The 16173-nt window shown below is 67.5% G+C and carries 18 protein-coding genes and 2 pseudogenes; 10 read left to right on the top strand and 10 right to left on the bottom strand.

The window, feature by feature from the left end; all coding sequences use genetic code 11:
• Positions 1-537: 537 nt before the first annotated feature.
• The 7 genes and pseudogenes from DEW08_RS31520 to DEW08_RS06880 all read left to right on the top strand — a co-directional run bounded on the left by DEW08_RS31520 (position 538) and on the right by DEW08_RS06880 (position 6180).
• On the top strand, positions 538-726 hold the full coding sequence (locus DEW08_RS31520) for a hypothetical protein (protein WP_181449458.1): 189 nt from the start codon (positions 538-540) through the stop codon (positions 724-726).
• 3 nt (positions 727-729) lie between these two features.
• Positions 730-891 (top strand): annotated as a pseudogene (locus DEW08_RS06905) (ATP-binding protein); the annotation flags it as partial.
• A gap of 150 nt (positions 892-1041) precedes the next feature.
• The gene (locus DEW08_RS06900) at positions 1042-1722 is read left to right on the top strand and encodes a c-type cytochrome (RefSeq protein WP_211107183.1); all 681 of its coding nucleotides are present in this window, start codon (positions 1042-1044) and stop codon (positions 1720-1722) included.
• A 10-nt stretch (positions 1723-1732) separates the two neighbouring features.
• Positions 1733-3175, top strand: coding sequence for a cytochrome c (locus tag DEW08_RS06895; protein ID WP_211107181.1), 1443 nt, complete (start codon positions 1733-1735; stop codon positions 3173-3175).
• A gap of 12 nt (positions 3176-3187) precedes the next feature.
• The gene (locus tag DEW08_RS06890) at positions 3188-3754 is read left to right on the top strand and encodes a cupredoxin domain-containing protein (RefSeq protein WP_109325656.1); all 567 of its coding nucleotides are present in this window, start codon (positions 3188-3190) and stop codon (positions 3752-3754) included.
• Positions 3741-5365: pseudogene (locus DEW08_RS06885) on the top strand (cbb3-type cytochrome c oxidase subunit I). Before DEW08_RS06890 ends, DEW08_RS06885 begins: the two are co-directional and overlap by 14 nt.
• Positions 5362-6180 (top strand): c-type cytochrome, encoded by an 819-nt coding sequence (locus DEW08_RS06880; protein WP_109325655.1) that lies wholly within the window; start codon positions 5362-5364, stop codon positions 6178-6180. Before DEW08_RS06885 ends, DEW08_RS06880 begins: the two are co-directional and overlap by 4 nt.
• Positions 6181-6332: 152 nt before the next feature.
• Here the strand turns inward: DEW08_RS06880 and DEW08_RS06875 are convergent, their stop codons facing one another.
• The 8 genes from DEW08_RS06875 to DEW08_RS06840 form a co-directional block, all read right to left on the bottom strand.
• Positions 6333-6611 (bottom strand): hypothetical protein, encoded by a 279-nt coding sequence (locus DEW08_RS06875; protein ID WP_109325654.1) that lies wholly within the window; start codon positions 6609-6611, stop codon positions 6333-6335.
• A 38-nt stretch (positions 6612-6649) separates the two neighbouring features.
• Complete coding sequence (locus tag DEW08_RS06870; RefSeq protein WP_109325653.1) at positions 6650-7024, bottom strand: SPW repeat protein; 375 nt, start codon at positions 7022-7024, stop codon at positions 6650-6652.
• A gap of 39 nt (positions 7025-7063) precedes the next feature.
• Positions 7064-8926, bottom strand: coding sequence for an ATP-dependent zinc metalloprotease FtsH (ftsH, locus tag DEW08_RS06865; protein WP_109325648.1), 1863 nt, complete (start codon positions 8924-8926; stop codon positions 7064-7066).
• Positions 8927-8969: 43 nt separating this feature from the next.
• Positions 8970-9293, bottom strand: coding sequence for a hypothetical protein (locus DEW08_RS06860; RefSeq protein WP_109325647.1), 324 nt, complete (start codon positions 9291-9293; stop codon positions 8970-8972).
• A gap of 27 nt (positions 9294-9320) precedes the next feature.
• Complete coding sequence (locus DEW08_RS06855; protein ID WP_109325646.1) at positions 9321-9668, bottom strand: hypothetical protein; 348 nt, start codon at positions 9666-9668, stop codon at positions 9321-9323.
• A gap of 12 nt (positions 9669-9680) precedes the next feature.
• On the bottom strand, positions 9681-10337 hold the full coding sequence (locus DEW08_RS06850; RefSeq protein WP_109325641.1) for an NADH dehydrogenase ubiquinone Fe-S protein 4: 657 nt from the start codon (positions 10335-10337) through the stop codon (positions 9681-9683).
• Between the two features lie 70 nt (positions 10338-10407).
• The gene (locus tag DEW08_RS06845; protein WP_211107175.1) at positions 10408-10836 is read right to left on the bottom strand and encodes an Hsp20/alpha crystallin family protein; all 429 of its coding nucleotides are present in this window, start codon (positions 10834-10836) and stop codon (positions 10408-10410) included.
• A 156-nt stretch (positions 10837-10992) separates the two neighbouring features.
• On the bottom strand, positions 10993-11478 hold the full coding sequence (locus tag DEW08_RS06840) for an Hsp20 family protein (RefSeq protein ID WP_109325636.1): 486 nt from the start codon (positions 11476-11478) through the stop codon (positions 10993-10995).
• A 292-nt stretch (positions 11479-11770) separates the two neighbouring features.
• On the opposite strand from DEW08_RS06840, the gene rpoH reads away from it, so the two are divergent.
• The 3 genes from rpoH (at position 11771) to DEW08_RS31665 (ending at position 13714) form a co-directional block, all read left to right on the top strand.
• Positions 11771-12667, top strand: coding sequence for an RNA polymerase sigma factor RpoH (rpoH, locus tag DEW08_RS06835; protein ID WP_109325633.1), 897 nt, complete (start codon positions 11771-11773; stop codon positions 12665-12667).
• Between the two features lie 76 nt (positions 12668-12743).
• The gene (locus DEW08_RS31670; protein WP_211107173.1) at positions 12744-13250 is read left to right on the top strand and encodes a M48 family metalloprotease; all 507 of its coding nucleotides are present in this window, start codon (positions 12744-12746) and stop codon (positions 13248-13250) included.
• On the top strand, positions 13238-13714 hold the full coding sequence (locus DEW08_RS31665) for a M48 family metalloprotease (protein WP_211107171.1): 477 nt from the start codon (positions 13238-13240) through the stop codon (positions 13712-13714). The genes DEW08_RS31670 and DEW08_RS31665 overlap by 13 nt, the downstream gene beginning before the upstream one ends.
• Before the next feature lie 446 nt (positions 13715-14160).
• Here DEW08_RS31665 and DEW08_RS06825 read toward each other — a convergent pair whose 3' ends face one another.
• Both DEW08_RS06825 and DEW08_RS06820 read right to left on the bottom strand, forming a co-directional pair.
• Positions 14161-15156, bottom strand: a complete 996-nt coding sequence (locus DEW08_RS06825) for a dipeptidase (RefSeq protein WP_181449434.1) — start codon at positions 15154-15156, stop codon at positions 14161-14163.
• Positions 15149-16111: a DMT family transporter gene (locus tag DEW08_RS06820; protein ID WP_109325632.1), complete on the bottom strand. Its 963-nt coding sequence runs from the start codon at positions 16109-16111 to the stop codon at positions 15149-15151. The genes DEW08_RS06825 and DEW08_RS06820 overlap by 8 nt, the downstream gene beginning before the upstream one ends.
• Positions 16112-16173 lie beyond the last annotated feature (62 nt).

Below are 16173 nucleotides of genomic sequence, written 5' to 3'. Positions count from 1 at the left end.
AGAATATAACTAAGATGTGCCTATTTCGGAGAACAGTGCTCCTTGAACATCGACACTGAGTAACATCTGCATCTTAGGGTTAGCTTCTGAGGCCGTGATGCGCACAGGTATGGCATGTGAGGAGGCTATCGCCCGAAACTCGTCGGAAACAAAAAAGCCCCGCTCGACCGGGCGGGGCACCTGCGATCCGGAGACCGGAACTTGGAGCGGGTGAAGGGAATCGAACCCTCGTCGTAAGCTTGGGAAGCGGATTTTGGCCCTTCTCAAGCCTTGCAGAATCCGAGAACCTATTGTTTATAAAAGGGAATTTGTTACCGTCTGTTACCATTTCCTACTTCTTCTTACCGACCGCCGTGTCACAAATTGTCACGCCCCCCGCCGCGATACTCCGCGCCGGATCACCTCGGTTTTGTGAAGTCGGAGGCGCTCTAGATCCCATGGCCCTGCTGAGCTGAAGGTGGCTCGTCTCACGTCATGTCGCGAACGAGGGTTGCGCCGGGTGGGCCGGCGCCTTGCCTCAGACACAGGAGGCGAGCCATGGAGCAGAATAGCGGGGTGGTTGTCGCCATGGACACGCACAAAGAGACGATCGCCGTCGCGGTGGCCGAGCCCGGGCGCTCGGGCGAGGTGCGCTTTCTGGGCGAGAGCCCCAACCGGGCCGACGCCGTGCGCCGGCTCATCGAGAAGCTGGCCAGCAAATACGGTCGGATGAGCCGGCTCTATTAGAAGACCTCGGTGATCGTCACCACCAACCTGGCCTTTGCCGAATGGCCGAGCGTCTTCGGGGACGCCAAGATGTCGACGGCGTTGCTGAATCTCCGCGCCCACCATCCAATTTTGCAACAGAACCTCGCGCGCCCCGGAACTGAGACCGGATACAGACCGTTTTGACATGGTTCATCAATGACGCTCCAGCCGGCCATGGTGATGAGACGCGTCCAACCTAAAAGGCAGCTGTCCATGCATGATCGGATTCTCCCTAGCAGGGAGGCTGAACAGCGCCGACGGGTGGCGCCGCTCAGGATCAGCCTCGGGGCAGCCGTGACCGCCCTGGCGCTGTCGACCTTGGCTCCGGCACGTGGCGAGACCCCCGAAAGCCCGCCCGACACCATGGCCGAGCGTGTTCGGGCCTGCGCGCCCTGCCATGGCGCCGTCGGCGAGGGAACAAAGGATCCGTACTTTCCCCGGCTTGCCGGAAAACCCGCCGGATACCTCCACAACCAGCTGTTGGCGTTTCGAAATGGGCGCCGCCATTACCCGCCCATGAACTATCTCCTGGAATTCCTTCCCGAGGCCTACCTCAAGGAGATGGCCGACCACTTCGCCGGCTTGAACCCGCCACTGCCGCCACCCTCTCCCCCGACCGTCGGCGACGACATTCTCGCCCATGGCCGGACCCTGGTGACGCAGGGGGACGCAAGCCGCAACATTCCCGCGTGCACGAGCTGCCACGGTTCGACCCTCACCGGGATGGAGCCGGGAATCCCGGGCCTGCTCGGCCTGCGCCCAAGCTACATCAGCGCCCAGCTCGGCGGCTGGCGCTATGGGACCCGCACGGCCCTGGCGCCGGACTGCATGCAGGCGGTCGCCGCACGCCTGACCGAAGGTGACGTGACGGCGATCGCGGCGTGGCTGTCGTCGCGGCCGGCCCCGGCCGAGCGGCGGCCCCCGCCACGGGGGTCCTACGCGTTGCCGTTCGCCTGCGGCAGCCAAGCCCACTGAGAGGAGGTGTATGGTGCCCAGGCCTCTTCATAAGACGATCCCGGCGCTGGTCGCAGCCCTCGTGACGGCGGGCGGAGCACTGGCGCAACCCGCTCCTGCGGGCAAGCCGGGCGCCGTGATGCTCGCCACGGGCGAGTACCTCGCCCGGGCGGGTGATTGCATTGCCTGCCACACGGCCCCCGAAGGCAGGCCTTTCGCCGGCGGCCGGCCGATGCCGACCCCCTTCGGCACACTGTTCACGTCGAACATCACGCCGGACCCGGACACCGGTATCGGCACGTGGACCGCCGACCAGTTCTATGGAATGATGCACACTGGCCGCTCGCCGGACGGCGGCCTGCTGTACCCCGCCATGCCGTTCGCCTCCTACACCAAGGTGACCCGGGAGGACAGCGACGCGATCTATGCGTACCTGATGTCGGTCCCTCCGGTGAAGCAGCCGAACCGGCCGCACGACCTGAAATTCCCATACAACAACCGCCAACTCATCCTCGGCTGGAGGACGCTGTTCTTCCGCGAGGGCGAGTTCAAGCCCGACCCGAGCCAGTCGGCGGAATGGAACCGTGGCGCCTACCTCGTCGAGGGGCTTGGCCACTGCGGCATGTGCCACACCGCCATCAACGCGCTGGGCGGAAGCTCGGAGTCACAGGCCTTCCAGGGTGGCCTCATCCCCATGCAGAACTGGTACGCGCCGTCGCTGACCTCGAACCGGGAGGCCGGGCTCGGGGACTGGAGCATCGAGGACATCTCCGACCTGCTGCGGACCGGCGTCTCGAAGCGTGGCGTGGTCTATGGCCCCATGGCCGAGGTCACCTACAACAGCCTGCAATACCTCACCCCCGAGGACACCCGGGCGATGGCGGTCTACCTGAAGAGCCTCGGCCAGGAGGTCGCCCCACCGGCAACCTCCAGCGTCCCTTCGACCGAGAGCAGCCTTCTGCTGGCGCTGGGCAAAACGGTCTACGATGGACAATGCGCCAGCTGCCATGGCACGCAGGGACAAGGAAAGCCGCCGCATTATCCGCCGCTCGCCGGCAACCAGTCGATCCAGATGTCCTCGGCCGTGAACGCCATCCGCATGGTGCTGAACGGGGGCTATCCCCCGGCACGGCCGGCAACCCGCGGCCGTACGGCATGCCGCCGTTCGCCCAATCCCTTTCGGACAATGAGGTCGCCGCGGTGGTCACCTACATCCGCACCTCTTGGGGCAACCGCGGCGCGGCCGTCAGCGCCCAAGACGCCAACCAGCTTCGCTCCGCCTCCCTGGACTGATGCCATGCTGAACTCTCCTCCCCTGCGCGAACGCGATGAAGCCGCCGAGACCGACGAGGTCGGTGGCATTGTGCGCGCCGGCCCCAGGGGCGCCGTGACTTTGGCCGCCATCGCGACGGCCATCGTCGTGGCGTGTTGGTTCGCCTTCTACCTGTTCGTGTTCCTACCCCGGGGGCCATGATGGAGAGCGCCGATGACCATGCACGGCCATGCCCCGGAAGGCGCCCACGTCGCCGAACGCGTCGAGCGGCGCTGGGCGACGCTGTCGGTCGCCATCATCGTGCTGCTCGCCGGCTTGGCGGCCTTCGCCGGCATCCACCAAGCCACCATGCCCCAGGCCAGGGTCGAGACGGTCGAGCCGGCAACGCTGCACCTCGCGGGCGAATTCGTGGAGAGCAACCTCGGCAGCGCCGTCGAGCCCGATGGGTCGGTGACGGTCCGGGTCATCGGCCAGCAGTACAGCTTCACACCCCAATGCATGGTTGTGCCGACGGATACCCCCGTGGTGTTCCGGGCGACCAGCCCCGATGTCGTCCACGGTTTTCTCATTCATGGGACCAACATCAACACCATGCTGGTCCCCGGCTACGTGTCCGCGATCCCCGCCCGCTTCAGCACGCCCGGCGAGCGGCTGATGCCGTGTCATGAGTTCTGCGGTGTCGGCCACGAAGGCATATGGGCCAAGGTGAAGGTCGTCGACAAGACCGAGTTCCTGTCCCTGAGCGCCGACAAGCGGAGGCTCACCTGTGTTGATCAGTAAACGCCTCGTCCTCGCCCATTTCTGGCTCGCCTTCGCGGTGTTCGGGCTCGCTCTGCTGCTCGGCGCCTGGCAGATGTTCATCCGCAGCCCGTTGCACACCTGGATCAGCAATCCGGAGTGGTACTACCGGTCGTTGACCGCGCACGGCACCGTCATGGGCTACGTGTTTCCGACCCTGGTGGCCATGGGATTTGGCTACGCCATCAGCGAGGTGGCGCTGAAGCAGCCGCTGATCGGCCGCCGGTGGGCCTGGGCCGGGTTCTGGCTGATCGTGGTGGGCGCAATCACCGCCATGGTTCCGGTCTCGCTCGGGCGCGCGTCGGTGCTCTACACCTTCTATCCCCCCTGATCGGGAGTCCCTTCTACTACCTCGGGGTGGTCCTGGTGGTGGTCGGCTCGTGGTTCTGGGTTGCCCTGATGTTGATCAACCTGCACATCTGGAAGAAGGCCAACCCCGGCGCGCCGGTGCCCCTGCCGATGTTCGCCAACGTTGCGGGAGCGTATCTGTGGGCCTGGACCTCGGTGGGGGCCGCCCTGGAACTGCTGTTTCAGATCTTGCCGGTGGCTTTCGGGCTCAAGTCGACGATCGACGCCGGACTGGCGCGCGTTTTCTTCTCGTGGACGCTGCACGCCATCGTCTATTTCTGGTTGGTGCCGACCTACATCGCCTATTACACGATCGTGCCACGGGCAATCGGCGGCAAGATCTACAGCGATACGATGGCCAGGATTTCCTTCATCCTGTTCCTCGTCGTCGCCATGCCGATCGGCATCCATCACACCTTCGCCGACCCGCAGGTCGGGGCGGGCTTCAAGTTCATCCACTCGGCCTTCACCGCGCTGGTCGCCCTGCCGACGCTGCTGACCGTATTCACCATCTGCGCCTCGATCGAGATCGCGGCGCGCCTGCGGGGCGGGAGGGGGCCGCTCGGCTGGGTCCGGGCGTTGCCGTGGTCCAACCCGATCATGCTGGCCGTCGCCTTCTCCTTCGTCCTGCTCGGCTTCGGCGGTGCGGGCGGGCTCATCAACATGAGCTATCAGCTCGACACGACCATCCACAACACGCAGTGGATCACCGGGCATTTCCACCTGATCTTCGGCGGCGCGATCGTGATCATGTATTTCGCGATCGCCTACGACCTGTGGCCGCACCTCACCGGCCGGGCCCTCCCTGAGCTCCGGTTGATGCGCCTCCAGCTGTGGCTGTGGTTCGCCGGCATGATCGTGACGACCTTCCCCTGGCACTGGGTCGGCATCCTCGGCATGCCGCGGCGCATGGCCTATTTCGACTACGCGGATCCGGCGGTGGCGCCGCAGGCCATTTCCGTCACGATGTCCGCGGTCGGCGGCTTCATCCTCGCCGGGTCCGGGCTGCTGTTCCTGCTTGTTCTCCTCCGCGCGCATCGGGCGCCACGGGAAGACGCGGGCGCGTACCGCTTCGCCGTCGCCGTGCACCCGCCGGTCTCGATCCCGGCCGCTCTCAACAGTTACGCCCTCTGGCTCGCCCTGATGGTCGGACTGACGGTAACGAACTACGGCTTTCCCATCGCCCAGCTCGCCTTGCGTCCGGACACCTCCGTGCCGGCGGTCTATGTCGGAGCCAGCCCATGAGCGACGACCTGTTCACGCCGAAGAACCCATGGTTTTCGCGCAGCGTCGGCATCACCCTGGGGATTCTCGCGGTGACGGCGCTGGGCGGCTTCGTGCTGTTGCCCTATGCTCAGCCGGATCTGAAGCTCGCCGGCTTGTGGGACGCGATCTGCAGCGCCGCCGGCGTCCCCAAAGCACCGTCGAGCGCCGCGCCCGTCCAGCCGGACGGCAAACTCACCCGGGTGGTGGTCACCTCCGCGTTGCCCGAGGCGGCGGCGCCGGAAGCGGTCGGCCGCGGCGCGACGCTGGCGCAGCAATGCGCCATCTGCCATGGCCCGACCGGCGTCAGCCGCGCGGACTCGCCCAACCTCGCCGGGCAGTACGCCGCCGTGGTCTACAAGCAACTGATGGACTTCAAGACCGGTGCGCGGGTCAACGCGATCATGACACCCTTTGCGGTGAACCTCTCCGAGCGGGACATGGCCGATCTCGCGGCCTACTACGCGTATCTTCCAAAGCTGCCCGGGTACCATCCCGACCAGGACCGGCCGGCGCCACGGATCGTCATCAACGGCGCCCCATTGCGCAACATCGCGCCCTGCGGCTCGTGTCACGGCGCCCTCGACAACAAGACCGGCAGCCCCTGGCTCGAGGGGCAGCCGGCCGCCTACATCAAGGCACAGTTGCAGGCCTTCGCTTCGGGCAGTCGGCGCAACGACATCAGCCAACAGATGCGCAACGTCGCCCGGCGCATGACCCCGCAGGAGATGGACGAAGCGGCCGAATGGTATGCCTCTCAACCGCCGACGCTCGTGCACACCACAATGAACGAGTGATCTTTTGAGCTTCCACCTTCTGCACAAGCCGTTTGCGCCGGACCGGCTGCCGGCGGCGATCGAAAGCGCGCTCGTGCCCGCCTGACCCGTGCCGGAAGTGGACGCTTCCGAGACCCCGGACCGGGGCGGCGGGCGCCCCGGTCCGCGGGCGGTCAGCCCTGATGCTCCTGCACCTCGCCGGACGTGACGTCGATGCGGAGCTTCACCGGTTTGCCGCCTCTGACGGCGGTCGCCTCGATGCGGTCGCCCCGCCGCGTCACGTTGCTCAGGTCCGAGTACCGGTGGCTGGCCGCGTAGCCGGAGAGCGTGTTGACGGCATCGGTGTAGCGCACCTCATCGGCGGCCTGCTGCGCGTTGCGCGCCGCGAGGGCGGGGCTGGCCGCACCCAGAGCGAGCGCGGCCGAGAGCACACCGCAAATCAGCGAACGCATGGCTTCATCACTCCTTGGTTGACCTCATCCCTCCGCGATCATGCCGTTGCCCGAGGCGGGTTGCGGTGGGCGTACCATCCCATCCCTGCCGAGAGCAGGGCGACCACCAGGCCGATGGCCACGTGGCTCCACATCGCCTGGGCGTTGCCGGCGAAGCCGAGCACCCACGGCGACACGACGGCCCACAGGCCGACCAGCAGGTTCGCCCATTCCTCCCACACGGCGAAGGCGAAGATCGCGGCGACCGCCAGCGCGACGATCACCACGCCCGTGCCCCAGGCGTTCCACGCCGGCGCCATCTGGTCGGCGAAGCCGAACAGCCACGGCGCCAGGAACAGCACCGCGCCGAGCACGAGGTTCACGATGTCCACAACACCCTTGTCGTTCCGTTCCTTCCACGTAGCGTACGTCATGTTTCCCTCCATGGTCTGACATGGCCCCTGTCGGGCTAATCACGCCCCGGCCCCCGAAGGGGCGGGAGGCCGGGACGGAGCCGGTTCCGACGCTGCTGTGCCGATGAGCGAGCGCAGGTCGACCTCGTCCAGCGTCTCCTTCTCGAGCAGGCGCGCGGCGCTGCGCTCCAGGTCGGCACGCCGACGAGTCAGGATGTCGACGGCGCGCTGGAACGCGGTGTCGACGATCCCGCGCACCTCCCGGTCGATCTCACGCGCCGTCTCGTCGCTGTAGCGGCGCTCCGCCATGCCGCCGCCGGGAACCGGCCCCAGCAGCGGCGAGGAGCGGTCGGTCTCGTAGGCGACGTGCCCCAGCGCGTCGGACATGCCGTAGCGCACCACCATGCCGCGGGCGATGTCCGTTACCTTCGCGAGGTCGTCGGCCGCCCCGGTCGAGAGATGGCCGAAGACGATATGCTCAGCCGCCCGGCCGCCGAGCAGCACCGCCATCTTGTTCTCCAGTTCCTCGCGCGTCATGAGGAAGCGGTCCTCGGTCGGGCGCTGGATGGTGTAGCCCAGCGCGCCGACGCCGCGCGGGATGATTGACACCTTGTGCACCGGGTCGGTGCCCGTGAGGGACAGTGCGACCAGCGCGTGCCCCATCTCGTGGTACGCCACCACCTTGCGCTCAAACGGGTTGAGCAGGCGGTTGCGCCGCTCCAGGCCGGCGACGATGCGCTCGACCGCGGCGGTGAAATCGGCCATGGCCACCGCCTCGCCGCCGCGGCGGGTGGCGATGATTGCCGCCTCGTTGATCAGGTTGGCGAGATCGGCGCCGCTGAAGCCGGGCGTCAGCGCCGCCAGTTCCTCCACCCGCACGGCGGAGTCGAGCTTGGCCTTCTTCAGGTGCACGCGCAAGATCTGCGCCCGGCCCGCCTTGTCGGGACGGTCCACCAAGACCTGCCGGTCGAAGCGGCCGGCGCGCAGCAGCGCCGGGTCGAGGATCTCCGGGCGGTTGGAAGCGGCGAGCAAGATCAGGCCGTCGCGCGGGTCGAAGCCGTCCATCTCGACGAGAAGCTGATTGAGTGTGGTTTCTTTCTCGTCATGGCCGCCGCCGGGGTAGGCGCCGCGGGCGCGGCCCAGCGCGTCCAGCTCGTCGATGAAGATGATGGCCGGCGCCTTAGCGCGCGCCTGCTCGAACAGGTCGCGCACGCGCGCCGCGCCGACGCCGACGAACATCTCGACGAACTCCGAGCCGCTGATCGAGAAGAACGGCACCCCGGCCTCACCGGCCACGGCGCGGGCCAGCAGCGTCTTGCCGGTGCCGGGTGGGCCGACCAGCAGGACGCCCTTGGGCGTGCGCGCGCCGAGCCGGCCGTAGGTCGCCGGGTCCTTGAGGAAGCTGACGATCTCGCGCAGTTCCTCCTTCGCCTCGTCCACGCCCGCGACGTCGTCGAAGGTCACCTTGGTGTCGGTTTCGATGTAGATTCGCGCCTTGCTCTTGCCGATCTGCATGAAACCACCGCCCATGCCGCCGGGTCCGAAGCGGCGCATCAGCAGCATCCACAGGCCGAAGAACACCAAAACCGGCAGCACCCAGGACAGCACCTGGCCGATGAACGTCTCCTCAGTGGCCCCGATCACGGTCACGCCCTCGGACGCCAGAGCCCGCGCCAGATCGGGCTCGACCTTGCGGGTGACGAACTGCGTCTGGCCGTCCGGCAGCGGTTCCTTCAGGCGGCCGTGAATGTGGTTCTCGGTGACCACCACCTCCGCCACCTTGTCGTCGCGGGCAAGCTGCTCGAACTGGCTGTAGGGGATCGTCGCCACGGTGCGCGCCGTGTGCCAGACGTGCTGGAAGGCCAGCACGCCGAAAAAGGCCATGATCAGGAACCAGACGTTGAACTGGGTCTTCTTGTCCATGGAGCCTCCGATTCATTGCCGGCGCACCCGCGGCTGGCTGGCGTCATTCGCCGCTGGCCATCTGGTTCGCTCGACTGTCGCCATCGCGGATTTCCCGGATGGTGCCGGTCTTGAGGTGGATTGCGACCCGCACGGGGAAGCCGCTCCGCTTGGCTATGGCTTCGACACGGTCACCGCTGCCGCCGACGGTGCGGAACCCCGAGTAGCCGCCCTCGGCGACGCTGTCGGCCAGCGTCCGCAGAGCGGGGGGCACGGGATCCAGGACATGCTGCGCGGCGTCGCCCGCCGTGCCCGGACAGGCATGCGCGACGGCAGCGCATCCGCACGCAGCCAACGCGGCGATCAGCACACCAAGACGCTTGCTCATCGTTTCCTCCGTTCCACAGTATGCACCTCATGGGCCGCCGGCGACGGCCGGGAACAAGCCCCGCAGCAGCTCCATCCCATTCCACGCGAGCAGGCCGAGCGCCGCCGAGGCCGCCGCCTCGTCCCAGCGGGTGAAATGCGGCGCGAACAAGGGCTCGCCACGCAGGCCGGCCGCAACTGCGGCCGCCAGCGCGGCCAGCAGCAGGAAGCCGCCGAGCATGACCGGCACCGCTTCGGGCGGATACAGCGACGCGAGGAACAGGCACAGCGCCACCGTCACGCCCCAGCGGACGAGGTGTTCCGCGTCGGGGCTGATCGGCCGTCGGTCTTCCGGATCGATCCAGCGGATCCAATTCCACGGGTCGGGCATGCGCATGGCCGGCCTCCGTCACGCGGCGTCAATCGCGTTGGCACGCTTACGAGGGTCGGCGTTTGCCGGCACATGGTTGGCCGGGAAACCCCGGGTGGCGGTTCCTTCCCCCCCTTCACGGCCGCGGGCCAGTTGTTCCCAGCGGTCCAATGTTGAGACCAGCCGCTCATCCGGCCCCGCATCGCCCCACCATTGGGCGCCGGTTTCAAAGGTGTCCAAGCACTCCACCATCCACTGCCTCCACAACCCGGTGGCGTCCTCGGGACAGCGGAAGGCCGCACCGCGCTCGGGCGGCGGTTCGCTCACCTCGTAGGCGATGCCGTGGCGTTCGGCGTAGCCGACCGCCGCCTGTCGGCTGGGGAAGCGCAAGTGCACGTGCCGCAACGGATCGTCGCCGCCGCACCAGCCCATCAAAGGCTCGATGAACTGGGCCGAGCACGGCTGGAAGCTCAGCACCCAATCACAGGCGCCGGCGCGACCCGCGCTGGTGGGACTCCGGCCGGCTTGGCGAATGATGGCGATGGCGTCGGCCCGCAGGTCCGATGACCGCACCGCCGGCGTTCCGTCGTTGGCCGCCTGGGGCTGAAGCGCGCGCCCCCGCTGCGGGCCGAATGTCCACGTCACATGCTCAAAGGAATGATTTGCCGTATTGATCGTCTCGTCGCTTCTCCACATGACACCCTCCCCAATCCGGGTGACGCCGGCACGCCGCCCGTCGTGCGGACGGGCGGCGTGCCCTGTCGGGTCAGTGCGCGTTGATGGGGATGCGCCTGGCCTTGCTCGCCGTCTCCGGCGTCTTGGGCAGAACGACCGTCAGCACGCCGTTCTTGAACGAAGCGCTGATCCGCTCTTCATCGACGTCCGGCCCCACGGAGAACGAGCGCTGGAAGCGGCCGTAGAACCGCTCGCCGTGCAGACGGCCCTGGTCGTCGGACTCCGCCTTCTTCTCGCCCTTCAGGGTCAGCATGCCGTCCTGGACGGTGAGTTCGACGTCCTTCTCCTCCAGACCCGGCAGTTCGGCGGTGACCCGGTACTCCTTGTCCGTCTCGACGACGTCCATGCGCGGCCAGCCCATGCCGCCGAACCCCGCGGACGACAGACGGCCGTCGAAGCTCCGGAACACGTCGTCGAACAGCCGGTTCATCTCGCGGTGCAGCGAGAGGAGGGGATCCATGACCTCGCCGCTCCGCACACTGGGGCTCCGTTCGCGGCCCCAGGGAATGAGATCGCGTACGCTCATATCAACCTCCATCATGCGAATTCGCCTGCTCGCGCGCCGTCATCCCCAGCCCACGCGCGTGGGCCGGGCCGGCGGCTTGCCGTTGCGCGATCAGGCCGCCTTCTTGCTCTCCGCCGTCTGGGTCTCGCCCACCTTGGCCTCGATCGCCTTCGGCTGTGGCGCGTGACCGATCTGGATGGTGCGCGGCTTCATCGCCTCTGGGATCTCGCGGACGAGGTTCACGGACAGCAGGCCGTTCTCCAGGCTGGCGCCCTTGACCTGCACGTAGTCCGCCAGGTTGAAGCGGCGCTCGAAGGCGCGGGTCGCGAGGCCATGATGCAGGTACTTGACGTCGTCCTGCTTGGCCTTCTGGCCGGCAACCACCAGCAGGTTGGGCTGCGCGGTGATCGAGAGATCCTCCGGGCCGAAGCCGGCCACCGCCATGGTGATGCAGTAGGCGTCCTCGCCGGTCTTCTCGATGTTGTAGGGCGGGTAGTTGTCCGCCGTCTCGAAGCGCGTGGCGCCGTCGAGCAGGTCGAACAGGCGGTCGAACCCCACGGTCGACCGGAACAGGGGGGCAAAGTCGATGGTGCCCATAGCCACATCCTCCTCATGAGCAACATGGATACGAGCGCGCCACGGCGTGGCGCTCGGTCGGCCAGACCCCTTCCAGGCGCCCGGCGGATTGTGAGTTAGGAAAAGCCACGCCTCCGTTCAAGGGGGGACCTTCGGACCGATGCACCATCAGCGTACCTCGCCGCCCGGCGGCAAGCCGTTGACTTCACAAACGGCGCGTGTACATTTTGCCTGCCTCTTTGGAACGGAGGCGCCGGCTGCCCGGAACGGGGGCCGGGAGAGTGTCGTCATATCGCTTTTTGGAGGATGTGACATGAGCACCGCTGCCGTCCTGCCGGCCCTGCCGTCCGGCCCTTCGCTGTCCCGCTACATCGATCAGGTTCACCGTTGCCCGATCCTCGGCGCCGAGGAGGAATACGTGCTGGCGACCGCCTGGCGCGAGCACGGCGACGTCGAGGCGGCCCGCCGTCTGGTGACCAGCCACCTGCGCCTGGTGGTGAAGATCGCCGCCGGTTACCGCGGCTACGGGCTTCCCTTGCCCGACCTGATCGGCGAGGGCAATCTTGGCCTGATGCGAGCCGTGCGGGCGTTCGAGCCCGAGCGCGGCTTCCGCCTGTCCACCTACGCGATGTGGTGGATCAAAGCGTCCATCCAGGAATACATCCTGCGCTCCTGGAGCTTGGTGAAGCTGGGAACCACAGCGGCGCAGAAGAAGCTGTTCTTCGCCCTGTCGCGGCTGAAGCGCAAGCTTGGAGAGTACGGCGGCGGCGACCTGAAGCCGGAGAGCGTGGCCCACATCGCGCGCACGCTGGCGGTTCCCGAAACCGACGTGGTCGAGGTGAACCGGCGCCTCGTGCAGCCCGTCGCGTCGCTGAATGCGCCGGTGTCGGCCGACGGAAGCGGACAGATGCAGGACTTCCTCGCCGACGAGCGCCCGAGCGTCGAAGACCAGCTCGCGGAGCGGAGCGAGGCCGACCGGCGGCAAGCGCTGCTGCGGCGGGCCATGGCCGAGGTCCTGAACCCGCGCGAGCAGGCCATCCTCACCGCCCGGCGGCTCTCCGCATCGCCGCAAACCCTGGAGGAACTTGCCGGCGTGTACGGCGTCAGCCGGGAGCGGATCCGCCAGATCGATGAGCGCGCCTTCGAGAAGGTTGCCCGCCGGGTGCTGGCGCTGTCGAACGAGATGCCGACCGCACGGGAGACCGCCTGACGGCGGTTTCCACGGGGCGGCGGATCGTTCTGGCGGGTGACATCGTCCCCGCCGCTCCCGACATGATGGGCAACCGATGATCCGGACCGACGCTGCGGTGGCCGAGATCCGCCGCCGCCACAAGCTGACCAACGTGCTGCACTCCGCCCTGCTGCTGGGCGGCATGGCGGTGCTGCTGGCCTTGTGCGGCTGGGTGGTGGCTGGTGGAGACGGCGTGGCCTGGGCGTTCGCGGCCGGCGCGCTCAGCCTCCTGTTCAGCCCCCGGGTATCCCCGCGGCTGGTGCTCGGCATGTTCGCCGCCCGCCGCCTCTCCTACCATGAGGCGCCGCGCCTCCATGAGGTGACGGAGGCGATCGCGCGCCGCGCCGGGCTGCCTGTGGTGCCGGAGTTGTACTACATCCCCAGCCCGGTGCTGAACGCCTTCACCGTCGGCAGCCGCGAGCAGCCGGCCATCGCCGTCGCCGATGGACTGCTGAGCGCGCTCACGTTGCGCGAGCTGGCGGGCGTGCTGGCGCACGAGGTCAGCCACATCCGCAACAACGACCTGTGGGTGATGGGCTGGCGAACACGATGGCCGGCCTGACCCGCTTCATGGCGCTCTTCGGCCTTGTGCTGCTGCTGCTCAATCTGCCCTTGCTGCTGATGGAGCGGGAACCGTTACCCTGGCTGCTGGTGCTGCTGCTGACGCTGGCGCCCACCGCCGGGGCATTGCTGCAGCTGGCGCTGTCGCGCACCCGCGAGTTCGACGCCGACCTGGACGCCGCCCACCTGACCGGCGACCCGGAGGGCGTGGCCTCGGCGCTCGACCGCATCGAACGGCTGCAAGGGCGCTTTTGGGAACGGGTGCTGTTCGCGGGGCACCGCGGCCGCGGTGGCGGCCCGTCGCTGCTGCGCACCCACCCCGATACGCGTGAGCGGGTGCGCCGCCTTCTGGAACTCCGCACCCCGCCGCCGGTCCTGCCAAGTCTGGAGGACCTGCCGATCCACGTGCCTTTCGCCCACGTTCACCGCCGGCCACGGTATCGGGTCAGCGGCTACTGGTACTGAGGGGCAATTCCAGCACATCGTCTTTATGAACGGGATGTCGAACGCTCAACAGAGTACAGGTGCGTCCAAACGCCCCATCGGCCGAGCGAGAGCATGCCCCAGCTCCGCTCGGCATCGACGCCCCTTCAGGGAACTGCTCCAGGTCAGGGGGCGTCGATCCACGCATAGCGGCGTCCGGCGCCCTTCAGCCATCGCAGGATGGAAGGCGCGCTCATCCAAAGCGGCCACGCCTGTCAACGAGTTCCGTAGACGGTTCGGGCAGCGTCACGGACCTCCGACTGCCCGTTCAGCAACCCCCGTCGAAACGGTCTGCCCTCATACCACCGCGCAAGAGCAGCAGCACAGGTTCGCGCCAGCATCCATGGAAACGACGGGAGCCCAGGCGAGCAGATCCTTGGCGGCCCCATCGAGCGGGCGGTCCATGGCGTGCCCGAAGATGCCACCGATCAGTCGGTCGCAGCCCCGCCAGCCTTCCAGTTCCTACGCGCGACGTTGAGGAAATTGCCGCCGAGAATCTTCGACACGGCGACATGGCTATAGCCGCGTGTGGCCAACGCCTCGGCGAGGGCGTCGGCCGTTTCCGGCGGACTGCCGGTCCACTCCCCTCCATACCCAGCTTCGGGAGGCCACCAGTACGCTGGATCGATGCCGGCCGGCAAGGGATCGACGCCCACTTGGTACACATAGTCGAGCCCAAGCCCGACGTGATCGGGACCGACGCGTTGAACCACGTAATCCACATGCTCAGCCATCGCCGAAACCGCGTCGGCCGGGCGGCCGAGAAGCAGGTCGAACCCGCTGATGCCGATGACGCCGCCGGTGGCCGCGCAGGCGTCGATCTGACGATCGGTGACGTTGCGCGGGTGATCGACCAGCGCTCTTACGTTTGCGTGAGAAAAGATGACCGGTGTGGCGGAAGCTTCCATGACGTCCATCGTCGTCCGCTCCCCGGCGTGCGCGCAATCCGGGACGATGCCGGCGGCGTTGAGGGCTGCGACGAGGCATCTTCCCCGCTTCGTCAGCCCCTCGTCCGCGTCGTGGCAACCACCTCCGACGGCATTGTTGCGGTTGTAGACAAGGGCCATCTGCCGCACACCGAGATCGGCGACGAGATGCACAAGCGCCTCGTCCGACAGCAGGGGAACGGCGCCCTCGACATCGAATGCGACGGCCAGTCGCCCGCTCTCATGGGCGGTGATGACATCCTCGAGGGAATGGGCGACCACGAAACGATCGGAATGACGCTTCAGCCAGTGCCGGAACCGCGCAATCGTTTCGACGACGCCCTGGCACGTCGTCATGTCCATGCCGACGTTGAGCGATACGAACGCAAAGCCGGCGCGGCGGTGGCGGTCGAGCGCCACCAGTTCGGCCCCGGCACACAGTGGCACGCAGGCGTGTGCATCCCAGCGCAGAGGGGCCTTTCCGCCGGCGTCAGGCATGGTTGTCCCCTGTCGGCCGGTCCCCATTCCGCTTCGCAGCACCCGGCGACGATGCGCTGCGCTCCTCGTTTCTGAACAGCATGAGCAGTGCCCCGAGAAGCAGGGCTCCGCCAGCCAGACCAAAAACACTGAGCTGCTCTCCGAAGAGCGCCCAGGCAAGCACGGTTGCGGTCAGCGGCTCCATCAGGCTGAGAATGCTGGCGACGGTGGCCGGCGTCGTCCGCATTCCCGTGAAGAAAAGCACATAGGCAAGCGCCGTCGGCACCAGGCCGAGATAAAGAAGCAAGGACCAGGCCGGCGCCGTGTAGGCAAGGGTGAGACCTTGCGCGAGCGCAAACGGCAGCAGCAACAGCGCCCCGCCGCCGAAGCCGATGATGATGGTCTGCGCGGGATGGCATTGGTGGGCGATCGACCGGCCGGCGACCGTCAGGGCCGCGTAGCTCAAGGCGGCCCCGCCCGCCATGGCGATTCCCGTCAGCGACGATGCCCCGTCACCGGCGGGGAAGCCGACCAGCATCGTGGTGCCGGCCAGAGCCAGCACCAAGGCACGGGCGATGGCCGCCGTAAACGGCTCGCGAAGCCAGATCGTGGACAGCAGGGCCACCAGCACGGGGGCGAGGCACAACGTTACCAGAGTAGCCACGGCCACACCGGCGCGATGCACCGCCTCATAATAGAACACCTGGTAGGACGCCATGGCGACGCTCACCGCCAGAAGGCCCGATCGCGCGCCATCGATCCGCAGAACGCCCCGTCCGAACAAGGTCCACCCCACCAGAACCAGGGCCGGCACGGAAAGCGCGAGGCGAAAGAAGCCAACCGTCAGTGGCGTGATCTCCGCCATGCCGAACAGCATCTTGGCGATCACCCCCCCTGTTCCCCACAGCAAGGCGGCGGCGGCGACAAGAAAGATCCCCGCCCGTTTGTGAAGACTGCCGGTGAGCAGGTCCGTCATGGCATTCTCATGCTGGTTCGATTGTGCCTGCGCGATGGAGGGGGCGCATCGTGGCGCGGCGT

Source organism: Azospirillum thermophilum, assembly GCF_003130795.1.
Lineage (GTDB): Bacteria > Pseudomonadota > Alphaproteobacteria > Azospirillales > Azospirillaceae > Azospirillum > Azospirillum thermophilum.
The sequence above is the reverse complement of the archived record's forward strand: the minus strand, read 5'-3'. Positions and strand labels throughout refer to the sequence as shown.

Excerpts from the sequence above, each read along its gene's own strand:
- DEW08_RS31520 (WP_181449458.1), top strand. The coding sequence starts at position 538 with ATGGAGCAGAATAGCGGGGTGGTTGTCGCCATGGACACGCACAAAGAG.
- DEW08_RS06895 (WP_211107181.1), top strand. The coding sequence starts at position 1,733 with ATGGTGCCCAGGCCTCTTCATAAGACGATCCCGGCGCTGGTCGCAGCC.
- DEW08_RS06890 (WP_109325656.1), top strand. The coding sequence starts at position 3,188 with ATGACCATGCACGGCCATGCCCCGGAAGGCGCCCACGTCGCCGAACGC.
- DEW08_RS06880 (WP_109325655.1), top strand. The coding sequence starts at position 5,362 with ATGAGCGACGACCTGTTCACGCCGAAGAACCCATGGTTTTCGCGCAGC.
- DEW08_RS06875 (WP_109325654.1), bottom strand. The coding sequence starts at position 6,611 with ATGCGTTCGCTGATTTGCGGTGTGCTCTCGGCCGCGCTCGCTCTGGGT.
- DEW08_RS06870 (WP_109325653.1), bottom strand. The coding sequence starts at position 7,024 with ATGACGTACGCTACGTGGAAGGAACGGAACGACAAGGGTGTTGTGGAC.
- ftsH (WP_109325648.1), bottom strand. The coding sequence starts at position 8,926 with ATGGACAAGAAGACCCAGTTCAACGTCTGGTTCCTGATCATGGCCTTT.
- DEW08_RS06860 (WP_109325647.1), bottom strand. The coding sequence starts at position 9,293 with ATGAGCAAGCGTCTTGGTGTGCTGATCGCCGCGTTGGCTGCGTGCGGA.
- DEW08_RS06855 (WP_109325646.1), bottom strand. The coding sequence starts at position 9,668 with ATGCGCATGCCCGACCCGTGGAATTGGATCCGCTGGATCGATCCGGAA.
- DEW08_RS06850 (WP_109325641.1), bottom strand. The coding sequence starts at position 10,337 with ATGTGGAGAAGCGACGAGACGATCAATACGGCAAATCATTCCTTTGAG.
- DEW08_RS06845 (WP_211107175.1), bottom strand. The coding sequence starts at position 10,836 with ATGGATCCCCTCCTCTCGCTGCACCGCGAGATGAACCGGCTGTTCGAC.
- DEW08_RS06840 (WP_109325636.1), bottom strand. The coding sequence starts at position 11,478 with ATGGGCACCATCGACTTTGCCCCCCTGTTCCGGTCGACCGTGGGGTTC.
- rpoH (WP_109325633.1), top strand. The coding sequence starts at position 11,771 with ATGAGCACCGCTGCCGTCCTGCCGGCCCTGCCGTCCGGCCCTTCGCTG.
- DEW08_RS31670 (WP_211107173.1), top strand. The coding sequence starts at position 12,744 with ATGATCCGGACCGACGCTGCGGTGGCCGAGATCCGCCGCCGCCACAAG.
- DEW08_RS31665 (WP_211107171.1), top strand. The coding sequence starts at position 13,238 with ATGGCCGGCCTGACCCGCTTCATGGCGCTCTTCGGCCTTGTGCTGCTG.
- DEW08_RS06825 (WP_181449434.1), bottom strand. The coding sequence starts at position 15,156 with ATGCCTGACGCCGGCGGAAAGGCCCCTCTGCGCTGGGATGCACACGCC.
- DEW08_RS06820 (WP_109325632.1), bottom strand. The coding sequence starts at position 16,111 with ATGACGGACCTGCTCACCGGCAGTCTTCACAAACGGGCGGGGATCTTT.